This window comes from Noviherbaspirillum sp. L7-7A (genome assembly GCF_019052805.1).
Taxonomy (GTDB): Bacteria; Pseudomonadota; Gammaproteobacteria; order Burkholderiales; family Burkholderiaceae_D; genus Noviherbaspirillum_A.
The window spans coordinates 467350-482291 of record NZ_JAHQRJ010000002.1; the positions used below are offsets into that span (position 1 = coordinate 467350).

General features: G+C 66.2%; 13 protein-coding genes and 1 pseudogene. 10 read left to right on the forward strand and 4 right to left on the reverse strand.

Translation table 11 applies throughout. The annotated features are described in order from the left end of the window. Window positions 1-62 precede the first annotated feature (62 nt). A complete protein-coding gene (locus tag KTQ42_RS20395) occupies window positions 63-956 on the forward strand; it encodes a LysR family transcriptional regulator (RefSeq protein WP_217347430.1) in 894 nt (297 codons plus the stop codon). A 49-nt stretch (window positions 957-1005) separates the two neighbouring features. Here KTQ42_RS20395 and KTQ42_RS20400 read toward each other — a convergent pair whose 3' ends face one another. Then, on the reverse strand, window positions 1006-1431 hold the full coding sequence (locus KTQ42_RS20400; protein WP_217347431.1) for a hypothetical protein: 426 nt from the start codon (window positions 1429-1431) through the stop codon (window positions 1006-1008). Between the two features lie 188 nt (window positions 1432-1619). Here KTQ42_RS20400 and KTQ42_RS20405 point away from each other — a divergent pair, with 188 nt between their 5' ends. The 7 genes from KTQ42_RS20405 to KTQ42_RS20435 all read left to right on the forward strand — a co-directional run bounded on the left by KTQ42_RS20405 (window position 1620) and on the right by KTQ42_RS20435 (window position 8723). Continuing rightward, window positions 1620-2090: a MarR family transcriptional regulator gene (locus tag KTQ42_RS20405; RefSeq protein ID WP_217347432.1), complete on the forward strand. Its 471-nt coding sequence runs from the start codon at window positions 1620-1622 to the stop codon at window positions 2088-2090. Further along, window positions 2087-4162, forward strand: a complete 2076-nt coding sequence (locus tag KTQ42_RS20410; RefSeq protein WP_217347433.1) for an FUSC family protein — start codon at window positions 2087-2089, stop codon at window positions 4160-4162. Before KTQ42_RS20405 ends, KTQ42_RS20410 begins: the two co-directional genes overlap by 4 nt. Then, window positions 4159-4359, forward strand: a complete 201-nt coding sequence (locus KTQ42_RS20415; RefSeq protein WP_217347434.1) for a DUF1656 domain-containing protein — start codon at window positions 4159-4161, stop codon at window positions 4357-4359. The genes KTQ42_RS20410 and KTQ42_RS20415 overlap by 4 nt, the downstream gene beginning before the upstream one ends. Before the next feature lie 13 nt (window positions 4360-4372). Then, window positions 4373-5263: an HlyD family secretion protein gene (locus KTQ42_RS20420; protein WP_249223020.1), complete on the forward strand. Its 891-nt coding sequence runs from the start codon at window positions 4373-4375 to the stop codon at window positions 5261-5263. Then, entirely contained in the window at window positions 5260-6738 is a 1479-nt protein-coding gene (locus KTQ42_RS20425) for a TolC family protein (RefSeq protein ID WP_217347435.1), read from the forward strand. Before KTQ42_RS20420 ends, KTQ42_RS20425 begins: the two co-directional genes overlap by 4 nt. Before the next feature lie 4 nt (window positions 6739-6742). Then, on the forward strand, window positions 6743-8053 hold the full coding sequence (locus KTQ42_RS20430) for an MFS transporter (RefSeq protein WP_217347436.1): 1311 nt from the start codon (window positions 6743-6745) through the stop codon (window positions 8051-8053). A 70-nt stretch (window positions 8054-8123) separates the two neighbouring features. Beyond that, the gene (locus tag KTQ42_RS20435) at window positions 8124-8723 is read left to right on the forward strand and encodes a peroxidase-related enzyme (protein ID WP_217347437.1); all 600 of its coding nucleotides are present in this window, start codon (window positions 8124-8126) and stop codon (window positions 8721-8723) included. A gap of 139 nt (window positions 8724-8862) precedes the next feature. On the opposite strand, the gene KTQ42_RS20440 is transcribed toward KTQ42_RS20435, so the two are convergent. Continuing rightward, window positions 8863-10419, reverse strand: a complete 1557-nt coding sequence (locus KTQ42_RS20440; protein WP_217347438.1) for an HDOD domain-containing protein — start codon at window positions 10417-10419, stop codon at window positions 8863-8865. Window positions 10420-10736: 317 nt separating this feature from the next. Between KTQ42_RS20440 and KTQ42_RS20445 the strand changes: the two genes are divergently transcribed. Beyond that, window positions 10737-11999, forward strand: a complete 1263-nt coding sequence (locus KTQ42_RS20445) for a PQQ-dependent sugar dehydrogenase (RefSeq protein WP_217347439.1) — start codon at window positions 10737-10739, stop codon at window positions 11997-11999. Window positions 12000-12001: 2 nt separating this feature from the next. After that, window positions 12002-12619 carry a c-type cytochrome gene (locus tag KTQ42_RS20450; protein ID WP_217347440.1) on the forward strand — a complete coding sequence of 206 codons (618 nt, stop codon included), beginning with the start codon at window positions 12002-12004 and terminating at the stop codon, window positions 12617-12619. A gap of 16 nt (window positions 12620-12635) precedes the next feature. Here KTQ42_RS20450 and KTQ42_RS20455 read toward each other — a convergent pair. Both KTQ42_RS20455 and KTQ42_RS20460 read right to left on the reverse strand, forming a co-directional pair. After that, window positions 12636-13687: pseudogene (locus KTQ42_RS20455) on the reverse strand (alcohol dehydrogenase catalytic domain-containing protein). 221 nt (window positions 13688-13908) lie between these two features. Beyond that, window positions 13909-14940 carry an ATP-grasp domain-containing protein gene (locus tag KTQ42_RS20460; protein ID WP_217347441.1) on the reverse strand — a complete coding sequence of 344 codons (1032 nt, stop codon included), beginning with the start codon at window positions 14938-14940 and terminating at the stop codon, window positions 13909-13911. Between the last annotated feature and the right edge of the window lie 2 nt (window positions 14941-14942).

Consider the following 14942-nt stretch of genomic DNA (forward strand, 5'->3'; position numbering starts at 1 on the left):
AGAAAGGGAATTAAGTTTAGTCTAAGCTAGATGCTGAATCGATTAATCCAGAAACTGTATAAATGTTCGAACTCTTCCAGTTGCGCTGCTTCGTTGCTCTTGCCGAGGAACTGCATTTCGGCCGCGCCGCCGCGCGCCTGTTCATGACGCAACCGCCTCTGAGCCGCCAGATCCAGCTGCTGGAACATGCGGTCGGCGTGCGCCTGCTGGAACGGTCGACCCGCTCGGTCGCGCTGACCACTGCCGGGCGAAGTTTCTACCTGAATGCGCGCCAGTTGTTGAAGCAGGCAGACCAGGCCGCCACCGAGGCGCGCCGCATCGACAAGGGCCAGGCCGGCCGGGTGATCTTCGGTTTTACCGCGGTGGCAGGCTATGAACTCATCCCCGACCTGCTCGCCGCCGCACGCACGGCGCTGCCGGAAATCGATATTGTGTTGAAGGAAATGGTGTCGCTGGAACAGGCCGCGGCGCTCTCCTCCAACCTGATCGACCTGGGTTTCACGCGGCCCCTGAGCGCGCAATCGCCGTTCTCCAAGGCGCTGCTGCTGTCCGAGCCGCTGTTACTGGCGGTGCACCGTGCGCATCCGCTGGCGAACAAGGAAGGCATCGAGCCGGCCGACTTGCGCAGCGAGCCGCTGATCATGCATTCGCCGGACGAGGGAAAGTACTTTTACAACCTGATCACGGCGCTCCTGACGGCAGCCAGCATCGACCCGCCGCATGCGCAATACCTGGAACAGAACCACACCATCCTGTCCATGGTGCGCAAGAGCCTGGGCGTGGCCATCGTCCCGGCCTCGGCCGGGCATCTGCAGATCCCCGACGTCGTCCTGAAGCCGCTCTGGGACAGCGCGATCCGTGCAGAGATCTACCTGGCATGGCGGGCCGACAGCCATAATCCGGCGCTGGAAACGGTGCGCCGCTTCGCGCTGCAGCACTGCATGCAGCGCACATGAGGGAGTCGTCAGGCAAGGCTCCGGCGTAGTCCTTAACGCACAGCGCACCTCAGACGAAATGCCGGGCGCGCAGGCGTCGCAGCACCAGCACGACCAGCACTGCGCTCGCCGACCCGGCCAGCAGGGGCGAAGCGCCGATCACCTGGCAAAGTCCATCCAGCGCCTCGACACTGGCCTGCTCCAGATAACCCACTAGTTCGGCGACATGCGCTGCCGATATGGTCTGGGCGTCGTCTGGGCTGACCCGCAATTCGCTTGCGCCGTTGCGCAGCCAGATGCGGGCGAATGCGCCGTCGGCCAGCGCAAACAGCGACAGCAGGCCGAGCGGCCGCAGCAGCGGCTCGAGCAGGCGGCTTTTCTCGGCTGGCGGCGCATCCGCATACAGGCGCGCCACCAGTTCGGGCACGGGACGCGCTGCGGCGTCCTTTGCCGCCTCGTTCGCGCCCGTGCTAGATGACATTGATTGTCTGGTCATGGCTGCATCCTCCTTTTAACAACGGACAACGGCGATCGGGCGGCGGCGTCCGCCCTGCGCGCCAAAGAGGTCATTTTCCGCGCCAATTGTCACGCCAGTGTGTCCGGAATGTGTCGGGCCCGCCTGCAGGGATTTACTTTGTATGCTAACATTTCGTATGCAAACTAATTCTTATTACAGATTCTGAAATGGACAACTTCGACCAGGAACTGATGCGCCTCACGATGGCCCTAACGGCGGTGTCGCGCAGCTACAAGGCGGTGGCCGACCAAGTTGCCTCCGGCTTCGGGCTGTCGCAGGCAACCGCCTGGCCGGTGGTGATGATCGGCAGGATGGGCGACGGCGTGCGTCCCGGCGCGCTGGCCGAGGCGCTGGGGCTGGAGCCGTCTTCGCTGGTGCGGGTGATCGACCAACTGATTGTGTCCGGTCTGGTCGAGCGGCGCGAGGATGAAAGCGACCGCCGCGCCCGCACCCTACACCTGACCGAACGTGGCCGCGACTGCGCCGCCCGGCTGGAACAGGCGCTGGTGCCATTTCGCCGCACGCTGTTCGACGGCATACCGCGCAATGACATCGCTGCATGCGCCAGCGTGCTGAGCCGCCTGGAAGCGGCCATATCCGCCTATGAAGACGCCGCCGGGAGCCGGCGCGCGTCGTGAAGTTGCCCAGTCGCGCCGAGCTGCTGTTCTCGGCCAAGTCCTTTGCCGCCGCGATGCTGGCGCTCTACCTTGCCATGTCGATCAGCCTGCCGCGGCCGTTCTGGGCCATGCTGACCGCCTACGTGGTGTCCAATCCGCTGTCCGGGGCGGTGCGTTCCAAGGCGCTGTACCGGGTCAGCGGCACCATCCTGGGCTCGATGGCGACCGTGCTGCTGGTGCCGCGCCTGTCAAACGCGCCGGAACTGCTGGCGCTGGCCCTGGCGCTGTGGGTCGGGGTCTGCCTGTACATTTCGCTGCACGACCGCACGCCGCGTTCCTATGTTTTTATGCTGGCCGGCTATACCGCGGCGCTGATCGGCTTTCCGGCTGTGGGTGCGCCCGACACCGTGTTCGACGTGGCGCTGGCGCGGGTCGAGGAAATCACGCTGGGCATCGTCTGCGCCACCCTCATCCATAGCGTGGTGCTGCCGCAGAGCATGGCGCCGGCGCTGCTGGCGCGTCTGGACCGCGCGCTGGACGATGCCCGGCGCTGGCTGCGCGATGGGCTCGGCGCAGGCAGCAATGCAGGCGAGCGGCGCAGCTTGGCCGGCGACATCACCGAACTGCGCGTGATGGCGACCCATCTGCCGTTCGACACATCGAACCTGCGCTGGACCGGCAATACCATCAACGCGCTGCAGGACAGGCTGGCGCTGATGATGCCCCTGCTGGCCGGCATCGAGGACAGGCTGCAGGCGCTGCGCAAGGCGAACGCCGACGCCGATGCGGCATCGCGCTGGCAGGCGCTTCTGCAACGCATCGTCGTCTGGAACGAAGCTGGCGCCAGCGCGAACGGAGGCATGGCCGGGCAACTGCATGTAGAAATCGACACGCTGCGTCCGGGGCTGACGGCGGCATCCAATTGGGCCGACTTGCTGCAGGTCAACCTGGCCTGCCGCCTGCATGCGCTGCTGCGGCTGTGCACCGAAAGCGCCGACCTGCGCGCGGCGCTCGACGACAGCCTGCATGGCAGGCAGCCGGCCAGGCCACGGGTGGCCGGGTCGCGGCCGTGGGTACTGCATCGTGATCCCGGCATGGCGCTGCTGTCGGCGGCGGCCGCGGTCATCGCCATCCTGGCCTGCTGCGCCTTCTGGATACTGACCGCCTGGCCGGCCGGATCGGCAGCGGCCATGATGGCGGCGGTGTTCTGCTGCTTCTTCGCCACGCAGGACGACCCGGTGCCGGGCATACGGTTGTTCTTCAACTACACGCTGGCATCGATTCCGATATCGGCGGTGTACCTGCTGCTGGTAATGCCGGCAGTGCACAGCTTCGAGATGCTGATGCTGGCAGTGGCCCCCTGCTTCCTGCTGCTGGGCATTTACGTGGCGAGGCCGGCGACCACCGGCGCGGCGATGGCGATGCTGTTCGGCGTGGCCGGCATGCTCAGCATGCAGGACACCGGCACCTTGGACCTGGTGTCCTTCATCAACAGCATGCTGGCGCAGCTGGCCGGCATCGCCGCCGCGGCGGTGTTTACCCGCCTGCTGCGCTCGGTCAGTGTCGACTGGACCGCGCGCCGGCTTTTGCGCGCCGGCTGGCGCGAACTGGCCAGCCTGGCAGGCGAACGCCGCGTGCCTTCGGTGGAAGCGGTATCGGTGCGCATGGTGGACCGGATCGGCATGCTCACGCCGCGACTGGCGATGGCAGCGGCACGCGGCCAGGAAAACGGCGCCAGCCTGGACGCGCTGCATGCCTTCGGCGACCTGCGCATTGGCCTGAACGTCGCGCAGTTGCGGCGCCTGGCGCCTCAGCTGCAGTTGCAGCAGCCGGCGCTGGCGCGTCTGCTGCAGGACTTGGCCAGCCATTTCCGCACCGGCCATGTCCTGCAGCAGCGCGCCGACACCGGGCTGCTGCGGCAACTCGACGCGGCGCTGGCCGGTGTCTGTGCCGAATCCGCAAGCGCACACGCCGCCCGCATCGACGCGGCGGCCGCGCTGGTGGGCATACGGCGCGGCCTCTTTCCCGACGCCGCGACCTACCCGGCCGGCGCGCCGGCGCAGATCAACCGGACAACGGAGGCGAAACAATGACAGGCGAAGTCAGCCTTTACGGCATCTACATGCCATCCCTGCTGCTCATGGCGCTGCTGGCGCTGCTGCTGTCGCGCGGCCTGTCCTGGCTGCTGGCGCGTGCCGGCTTTTACCGGCTGGTGTGGCATCCCGCACTGTTCGACCTGGCGATGTTCATCGTCGTGCTGGGCATGCTGTGCCGCTTTTTAAAGATTTGAAGTCGAGGTCAATATGCAATTTCCCATTTCAGGCATGGGCCGCGTGCTGCTTACCCTGGTCGCTGTCGGCGCGGCGGCGGTGGCCGGCACGGGCTTGTGGCAACGCTACCAAGTCCAGCCCTGGACCCGCGACGGCCGCATCAAGGCCAACGTGATCCAGGTCGCGCCCGACGTCACCGGCCAGGTGACGCGCATGCTGGTGCATGACAACCAGCAGGTCTCCAGGGGCGAGACGCTGTTCGAAATCGACCGCGCCCGCTTCGAATTAGCGCTGCGCCAGGCCGAGGCTTCGCTGCAGGCGCAGCGCACCGCGCTGGACCAGGCCGAGAACGAGGCGCGCCGCAATCGCCAGCTCGGCAACCTGGTGTCGCAGGAAAACCGCGAACAGGGCCAGGCCAGGGTCAACCAGCTGCGCGCTGCGCTGGACCAAGCGCTGGTGGCGCGCGACGTCGCCCAGCTCAATCTCGACCGCACGCGGGTGACAGCCAGCAGCGACGGCATCGTTACCAATCTGGACCTGCAGGCCGGCGCCTATGTCAGCGCCGGCCATCCGGTGCTGGCGCTGGTGGACCGCAATTCCTTCTATGCGGAAGGCTATTTCGAGGAAACCAAGCTGCCCGGCATCAGCCTGGGCGACCCGGTCAGCGTGTCGCTAATGGGCACGAAAGAACAGCTGAGCGGCCATGTCGACAGCTTCGCCCAGGGCATCGCCGACCGCGACCGCAACACCGCCGGCAACCTGCTGCCGAACGTGAACCCGACCTTCAATTGGGTGCGGCTGGCGCAGCGTATTCCGGTGCGCATTGCGCTGCACCAGGTGCCTGAAGGCGTGCGGTTCGTATCGGGACAGACAGTGACGGTGGACGTCCATCATCGCCAGGACAAGCGGGTGGCGCTGCAATGAGTACTTCACTGCCACGCCAAGCCTTTGCCGCATTCCTGCTGTCCCTGCTTACCGCCTGCGGCACGGTTGGGCCCGACTACCGGGTGCCGGACGAGGCTGCGATCGCCAAGCCCTCCGCCGCCGCGCCGTTCGCCGGCGCCGCCGAGGCGCCTTACAGCGCCGCACCGTTGCCGCCGCACTGGTGGCGGCTGTACCGTGACCCCGCGCTGGATCGCCTGGTCGAACAGGCGCTAGCCGCGAATGCCGATCTGCGTGCGGCCGCCGCGAATCTGCGGCGCGCCCGCGCGCTGGAACAGGAAGTCGCCGCTGCCGGCCGGCCAGCGCTCGGCATCAGCGCCGCACCGGCTTACGGCCGGCCGTCGGCCGCGGCGCGCGGGCTGCCCGATGCGCTGCCGGATGCCGCTTCCTACGACGCCGGCGTCTCGGTGTCCTATCAGGTCGACCTGTTCGGCAAGATTGCCCGCGCCATCGAGGCAGCCGACGCCGACAGCGGCGCTGCGGCCGCGGCCTACGACCTGTCGCGGATCAACGTCGCTGCCGGCACGGTGCGGGCCTATGTCGATGTCTGCGCCTCCGCCGCCCAGATCGGCGTAGCGCAGCGCTCACTCGGCCTGCAGCAGGATTTCCTGGACTTGACCGCAAGGCGCATTGCCGCCGGTCGCGGCACCGCGCTCGACGCCAGCCGCGCCCAGGCCCAGGCCGAGCAGCTGCGCGCGGCGCTGCCGCCCCTGCAGGCGGCACAGCGTGGGGCACTGTTGCGCCTGGCCGCGCTCCTGGGTGAAACGCCCGGCAAGCTGCCCGAAAGCGCTGGCCGCTGCGCAGCCCCGCCGCGCCTGGCTTTCCCGGTGCCGGTGGGCGATGGCGCGGCGCTGCTGCGGCGCCGGCCCGACATCCGCCAGGCCGAACGCGGCTTGGCGGCCGCCAGCGCGCGCATTGGCGTCGCTACCGCGGACCTGTATCCCGGCATCACACTGGGCCTGCCGGCCGGCAGCACCGGCGCGCTGGCCGGCTTCGGCGCCGGCAATGCCTTGCGCTGGAGCCTGGGGTCGCTGATTTCCTGGTCGCTACCGGTCAATGGCGCCGCCCGCAGACGCATCGCCCAGGCCGAGGCGTCCAGCGAGGCGGCACTGGCGCGCTTCGATGGCACCGTGCTCAATGCGTTGCGCGAGGCCGAAACGACACTGACAGTCTATGCACGCGAGCTGGACCGCAACGCAGCCCTAAAGGCAGCGCGCGAGCAGAGCGCCCTGGCAGCAAGCCAGGCCAGCGAACTGTACCGTTATGGCCGCACCGATTTCCTGACCACGCTGGACGCCCAGCGCTCGCTGGCCTCGGCCGAAAGCGCACTCACGGCCAGCGACGCCCAGCTGGCAAGCGACCAGGTAGCGCTGTTCTTGGCGCTGGGCGGCGGCTGGGAAAGTGCCGATGCCCAGGCCACGGCGGATTCATCCAACCACATTGAAACAAGGAAGTAGCACCATGCAGAGTCATTCTTCCGGCAGCGCGCTGTCGCGCAATCAACCTCCCACCAATTCCCGTGGCACGGTGTTGTTTGCCAGCCTGATCGGTACCACCATCGAATTCTTCGACTTCTATATCTATGCCACCGCGGCGGTACTAGTCTTCCCCAAACTGTTCTTCCCGCCTGGCGACGCTACTGCCGCCACGCTGCAATCGCTGGCCACGTTTGCCATCGCCTTCTTCGCCCGGCCTGTGGGCTCGGCCGTGTTCGGCCACTATGGCGACCGCATCGGCCGCAAGGCCACGCTGGTGGCGGCGCTGCTGACCATGGGCATCTCCACTGTCGTGATCGGACTGCTGCCCACGTATGCCAGCATCGGCGCGACCGCGCCGATGCTGCTGTCCTTGTGCCGCTTCGGCCAGGGCCTCGGGCTGGGCGGCGAATGGGGTGGCGCGGTGCTGCTGGCGACAGAAAATGCGCCGCCGGGCAAGCGCGCCTGGTATGGGATGTTCCCGCAATTGGGCGCGCCAATCGGCTTCTTCCTGTCGGGCGGCATTTTCCTGCTGCTGTCCGAAGTGCTGAGCGACGCGCAGTTCTTCCAGTTCGGCTGGCGCATTCCCTTTCTGGCCAGCGCGCTGCTAGTGGGCGTTGGCCTGTTCGTGCGTCTGAAGATTACCGAGACGCCGGCCTTCCAGAAGGTGCTGGAGAAGAACGAGCGGGTCAAGGTGCCGGTGGTGACGGTGTTCCGCGAGCATGGCCTGATGCTGGTGCTGGGCACGGTGATGGCGCTGGCGACCTTCGTGCTGTTTTACCTGATGACGGTGTTTGCGCTGAGCTGGGGCACCAGCGCGCTGGGCTACAGCCGCCCGCAGTTCCTGCAGTTGCAGCTGTTCGCGGTGCTGTTCTTTGCGCTGACCATACCGGTGTCGGCGGTGCTGGCCGACCGCTACGGCCGGCGCGCCGCGATGATCTTGGTGTCGGCCGCCATCATCGTGTTCGGGCTAGTGCTGGCGCCGCTGTTCGGCTCCGGAAGCATGGCCGGGGTCACGCTGTTCATGTCGCTCGGCATGGCGCTGATGGGCATGACTTATGGCCCGCTGGGCACCCTGCTCTCCGAGCTGTTCCCGGCCGAAGTGCGCTACACCGGCTCGTCGCTGACCTTCAATTTCGCCGGCATCCTCGGCGCCTCGCTGACGCCCTACATCGCGACCTGGCTGGCGAGCCACTACGGCCTGTCCTATGTCGGCTATTACCTTGCGGTGGCGGCGCTCTTGACCCTGCTGGCGCTGCTGGCGACCGGCCGGGCCCGCGCCACCAGATTCGCCTGACGCTTCCTGCGGCCCATGGCGTCCGGCGGCTCGGTTAAGATGCATGTCCAATCTACAAGGAGGAGACGACATGCAGACGACCCAAGGCGCCGACGAACGCTATCCGCTGGCCGAGCTGGACAACCTGCCTGAGGACATCCGGACGCAGATCCTGGAGGTGCAGCAGAAGTCTGGCTTCGTGCCCAATGTGTTCCTAAAGCTGGCACGCCGGCCGGAGGAATACCGCGCCTTCTTCGCCTACCACGACGCGCTGATGTTGCGCGAAGGCGGCCTGACCAAGGGCGAGAAGGAAATGATCGTGGTCGCCACCAGCGCCCAGAGCCAGTGCCTGTATTGCGTGGTGGCGCACGGCGCGCTGCTGCGCATCTTCGAGAAGAGCCCGCTCTTGGCCGACCATCTGGCAACCAACTACCGCAAGGCGCCGATCACGCCCCGGCAACGCGCGATGCTGGATTTCGCGCTGAAGGTGTCGAATGCTTCCCATGCAATCGAAGACGCCGACTTTGCCGCGCTGCATGCGCACGGCTTTAGCGACGAGGACGTCTGGGACATCGGCGCGATCGCTGCGTTTTTTGCCTTGTCGAACCGGATGGCCAACCTTTCAGGCATGATGCCCAATCCGGAGTTTCATCTGCTGGGACGCATTCCGCGCGAGAAGAAGCCTGGCTAGGGCGCGTTCAGCGTGATCCGGGCCGGGCCGGAGGAAGGTTCTGCCATGACACCCAAGGCCTGCTTGAAAAGACAGCAGTGGTGTTCAAGCATGACAACAAACTTGTCCAGCCGCCTTAGAGCAGCGCACCAGTGCCAACTCACGGCGCCCGGGAGGTCATGCGCGCGATCACCTGGGACTTGATCATCCTGAGCAGCGAGGTCTCCTCCGGCGTGATCCCTTCGGGCGCGGTGACGGTGCGGTCCGCGTAGAAGTAGCCTATCGGCGCGCCCTTGACGACCAGCGGCAGGATGATGAAGCTGCGCGCTTCCGGCAGCATGGTGCGATGCCATACCGGCAGCAGCGACGCGATCTTCATCGTCGATGCGTCGGCAATAAGCAGGTCGGCATTGTTCTGCATGGCCAGGAAGAACAGGTCCTTGTTGCCACTGGCGGCGAAGGCGAAATGCCGCTGCAGCTTCGGCGTGGCGCTCCCCAGCGCCAGGCGGGACTTGTACAGCCCGGTCTGCACGTCGCGCAGGCACACCGTGGCGTAGCGAAATCCCATGCTGGCGTACAGGGTTTCCAGCGCCAGGAACATCAGGTCGTTGATGTTGCCCGCGCCGCTGGCGATCATTTCCGTCATGGCCTGGGCACCGGCCATCAACAGCTCACGCGCCTGCACCGGCTTGCCGCTGGGATGGCGCTCGGCGGATGGTGCGACGCTGTCGCCGGCAAGCAGGAATTCCGCCAGCGGGTCGGCCTTGGCGACGGGCTGCGGCGCAGGCTCGGCAGCAACAGGCTCGGCAGCCACCTCTTCGTCGAAGGCGATCTCGGCATTGAGCCTGAGCGCCCGGGCTTCCGCCGCGACCGCCTTAACCAGGTCGGCCATGCCCTGGGCATCCAGATTCATCGCCGCGCCATAACGGGCCAGAACGGCACGGCTGTCGGCATCCTTTCCTGGATCGGTCATGCGCGGCAGCAGGGCCGCCATACTGGCACTGAAGGCCGCCACCTGCTGCATCCATTCAGCGCGGCTTTTGGCCGGCTTTAGCATGCCAGCCGGCAGTGGTGCCAGGGCATGGGCGATGGAATCAGGCATGTTCCAGGCACGCAGCGCCGCCTCGGTCAGGTCGTCGAAACTGCAGCCGAGAATGCGGGCCGATGCCTGCGACTGCGACAGGCCAGCACTTTCTGCCAGCTCGGCGATGCGGCCGTAGAGCAGATGATCGTGCGCGGCTACCATCACCCGGCCCAGGTTCTTGAACAATGCCGCAACCGCCGCTTCCTCGGCATCCTTGAACGGCGCGCGGCGCGCCATGGCGCGCCCGAAGACGCTGGCGCACAGCGCCAGCGAAAGCTCGTTGCGCACGCTCTGGCCTTTCTTGCCCTTCATGCCGTCGACCAGCAGCATTGCCAGCGCGCTGGTCTTGACGGTCTCGAAGCCAAGCAGGAAGATCGCGCGGGAGATCGTCGTGACCGGCGTGCCGCCGGCGGTCCGGTAAGAGACGGTATTGGCAAGGCGCAGCATCTTCTGCGTCAGGGCCACGTCGTTGAGCAGGAAGGAAGCCAGCTCGCGCACCGAGTCATCCTGCGCCGACGCCATGCGCACCACTTCCGACACCGAGGCGCCCAGCGCCGGGAGTTCGCTGCCCTGCGTCACCTGCCACAGCAGCCTGTCGCGCGCGGCGCGGGTCTCGGGGCCATTCTCCGTCATGCTTCCTCTGCTGCTTTCCAGTTACTCGTGGCGCGAGTCTACAGCAATCATGGTCCGGTTCGAAGCGCGCCTTGCGCATGAACATGGGGCAAGGCGGCGCAGCGGGCAAGGCTCTGTACTTCTCCGTATAATCGACCGCACAATTAAAAGTACAGGCACGGAGACATTCTTATCGCCCCCTTTCTTGCAACGCCCCTGCAGGCTGCGATCCAGTGCTGCCGGCGCCCGGCTGCCATGCCGGCTTGGCAGCGCATTGACAACGTATTCAACCACCAGCCCGGTATCGGGCGCACAACCAGAAGAAGAGGAGAACCCGCATGAATCATGCATGGAAGCTGAGCGCGCTCTGCGCCGCCATTGCGTTCGGACCAGCTGCGATGGCGCAGCTGGCAGCTACGCCCGCGGCGCCTGCGACGCCTGCAGCACCTACTGCCGCGCCTGCTCCGGCACCAGCCTGGAAGCAGGGCATGGCGGAAGGACAGGCCAGCTCGCCGCTGCATCCGTTCGCACCGCACATGACTGGCCGTGCCGCCAGCGAGCTGCCGATCGACAAGCTCAAGGTGCCGGCCGGCTTCAAGGTCGAGGTCTGGGCCGAAGGCGTGCCCGAGGCGCGCTCGCTGGCGCTGGGCGACAAGGGCACGGTGTTCGTCAGCAACCGCAACCTGTCGAATGTCTATGCCATCGTCGACAAGGACGGCAAGCGCGAGGTCAAGACCCTGTTCAAGGGCCTGAACAGCCCGAACGGCGTCGTGTTCGACAAGGGCACGCTGTATGTGGCCGAGCGTCACCGCATCACCCGCTACGACAACATCGAAAGCCAGCTCGACAGCCCGCCGCAGGCCGTGGTGGTGGTCGACAACCTCGACCCGCAGAAGCAGCCGGGCCACTTCTGGAAGTACCTGGCGATGGGTCCGGACGGCAAGCTCTACTTCAACATCGGCTCGCCGCAGAACATCACAATGCCGACCTATATGGAAGCGGTCATCATGCGGGTCGATCCCAAGACCGGCATGCTGGAAAACTATGCGCAGGGCGTGCGCAACAGCGTTGGCATGGCCTTCCACCCGAAGACCAAACAGCTGTGGTTCACCGAGCATGCGCGCGACTGGATCAGCGACGACATGCCGTCTGACGAGCTCAACGTGGTCACTAAGCAGGGCGAGCATTTTGGCTTCCCCTATTGCTTCCAGGGCGATTTCCCTGATCCGCAGTATGGCAAGAACCGCTCCTGCGCCGATTTCACCAAGCCCAAGCTCAACCTCGGTGCGCACGTGGCGCCGCTGGGCATGCGCTTCTACACCGGCAAGATGTTCCCGGCCAGCTATACCAACAACATCTTCATTGCCCAGCACGGCTCGTGGAACCGCACCGTCAAGCAAGGCTATAACGTGGTGCGCGTGACGGTCGACGGCAAGGGCAATGCCAAGTCCGAGCCCTTCCTGGAAGGCTTCATGACCGACGACAAGGCCGATCCGCCGATGTGGGGCCGGCCAGCCGACGTGCTGCAGATGGCCGACGGCTCGATGCTGGTGTCGGACGACTATAACGGCATCATCTACCGCGTGAGCTACAAGAAATGACGATGTCCCGCTCCCTGTTTTCCAGGCGGGCGGGCGCGGCGGCCTGGGCCGCCGCGCTCCTGCTGTCCGCCCATGCCGGCCAGGCCGTGGCCGGTGCCGAGGAGGGCCGGGCCAAGGCCCAGACCTGCGTCGCCTGCCATGGCGAGAACGGCAATTCCACCAACCCCGCCTTCCCATCGCTGTCGGGCCAGCCCAAGCAGTTCATTGTCTCGGCGCTGTACCAGTTCCGTGAAGGCAAGCGGCAGAACGAGATCATGTCGCCGATGGCGGCCAAGCTCAGCAATGCCGACATGAATGACCTGGCCGCCTACTATGCGGCGCAGCCGGCGCCGGCCACGCAGCACAAGACCGCGCTGGCCAATGTCGAGAAAGGCAGGCAGCTGTCGGTGCAGAACAATTGCGTGGCCTGCCATGCAGCCAACCTGATGGGCCAGCAGCACATACCGCGCCTGGCCGGGCAACACAAGGACTACCTGCGCGCCCAGCTTGCCAGCTTCAAGGCATCGACCCGCGGCGAGATGGATGGCGTGATGACCTCCGCCGCCCAGGCACTGACGCCGGACGATATCGACGTGCTGGCCGACTACCTGGCCGGCCTGCCGGTGGCAGCAGCGAAGTAGCTGCCGCGCGCTTCGGTCACGGCGTGATCGCGACCTTCAGCACGCCGTCGTGCTGGTTGGCAAACAGGTCGTAAGCCTGTTCGATCTGGTCCAGCCTGAAGCGGTGCGTCACCATGGACTTCAGGTCGGCGCGGCCGGAGGCAACTACGTTCATCAACCGGCGCACGCGTTCCTTGTCGCCCGGGCAGAGCGTGGTGATGATCTTGTGGTCGCCCAGTCCGGCAGCGAAGGCATCCAGCGGCAGCGACAGCTTGCCGGAATACACACCCAGGCTGGAGAGCGTACCGCCCGGCTTCAGCACGCAAGCAGCTTTCGAAAGTCTGCTGCGTGCCCAGCGCCTCGATCGCCACATCGGCTGCCTGGCCATTGGTGAGCTGCATGATCTCGTCGACCGGGTTGATCCTGGTGTAATCGACCACGAGATCGGCGCCGAGGCGCTTGGCCATTGCCGGCCGCGCCGGCAAGCCGTCGAACACGATGATGTGGCTGGCGCCCTTCAACTTGGCGCCTGCGGTGGCGCAGGGGCCGATCGGCCCCTGCGCAAAGACCAGCACGGTATCGCCGATCCGTATGCCGCCGCTTTCGGCGCCGCCAAAGCCGGTGCTCATGATGTCCGCGCACATCAGCACTTTCTCGTCGGTCAGGCCGTCCGATATCACGTCCAGGTTGGCCATGGCATTGGGCACCAGCAGGTATTCGGCCTGGGCGCCGTCGATGGTATTGCCAAAGCGCCAGCCGCCCATGGCCTTGCTGCCGCACAGCCACTGGTGGCCGCCGAGGCAGGTATGGCACTGGCCGCGCGGAGTGATGGCCCCGGCCACCACGCGCTGCTCGACCGCATAGCCGGTCACGCCGGGATCGAGCGCTTCGATCACGCCGACCGGTTCATGGCCTATCGTGAGGCCCTGCGCCACCGGATATTCGCCCTTCATGATGTGCACGTCGGTGCCGCAGTGGTCGTGGTGGTGATCCGGACCAGCGCCTCGCCTGCGCTGGGCCTGGGTATGGGCTTTTCCTCCAGGACGATGCGCCCGGGCCCATGAAGACCGCTGCTTTCATCGTTCGCATCGCTTGCCTCTCCTTGCAGGTTCGGGTGGTTGCGCTACATGGCTGGCGTGGTGTGCGGCCATGTTAGTGACGGAGGGCGGGGATAGGTTGATGCAGAGAAAAAATTGCCGGATGGAAGTGGGAGAGGCTGTTGTGAGCACGGGTCAGCCGGGACAGGGAAGATAGGGTTGCCGTGCCAACGCCGGATGGTCCTAACCAGCCCCAGCGCGCGAGAAGCCTCTTTATCGCATCGCCTGCGTATGGTCCGGAAACGCATTCGCATCAATGCTGACCGGACGTACGCGCTTGGCTTCCAGCGGCGCGCACTGGCCGTCGCGCAACAGCTCTACCACCAGCCGCGCCGGGTTGTGTCCGACTGACTGACGCATGCCGGCATGGGAAATCGTCACCCGCGGATTGACCTCCAGTACGACCGGGCCGTCCGCGCTCATGATGAAGTCGATGCCCACATATCCCCACAGGCCGGGCACGGCGGCCATCACCTGTTCCGCCAGTGCCCTGGCTTCGCGCTGCATGCCATCGACACCGCTGACCGTGCTGCCGAGATAATGCAGCTGGTTGTCAAACACCGCCATGCGCTGTTCATTGACGCTCATCAGCAAGGCCTGGCCGTCCGCGCACACCATCGAGATGCTGCGCGGCTTGCCGTGAATGTAGGGCTGCAGCACATAGCGCGTGGGGTCGTGCTCCGCGATCCAGGTACGGGCAGCATCGCGGTCCGGGAAAATGCGGGTGTCGCTGCAGCCGGCGCCGTCATCCGGCTTGACCACCCAGCCGCCGCCAGCGTCGCTCTGCGTCGATGCCTGCGCCTCGTCCAGCCGGAAGGTATCGACCACCGGCACCCCGGCTGCGCGCAGGCGGCGTGTCGTCTGGTGCTTGCTGGCGAAGATGGCAACCGCGTCGGGACGGCAGCCGATCAGCATGCGGTCATGGCGCAGGATGTCGGTCGAAGCCAGGCCCAGCGCCCCGGCCGACTCGGGCGCGATCGGCCATACCGCATCGGCCCGGGACAGACATGCCGCCAGCGCCGCCACCGCCTGGTCGGGGGTGCATGAGATCACCTTGGCGGCAGCCGGCAGGTGCAGCGCCGGCAGCGTGGCGTCACGCAGCAGTGTGACTTCCACCCGTGGCAGGCGGCACAGGTCGCCGATCAGGGACTGCAGCGCACGGTCGACCGAAAAGCTGGCGGCCGACAGCAGGCCATGCGCATCGCCGTAATGCGCGGTCTGATGGTCATAGGCCAGTATCTTCACAA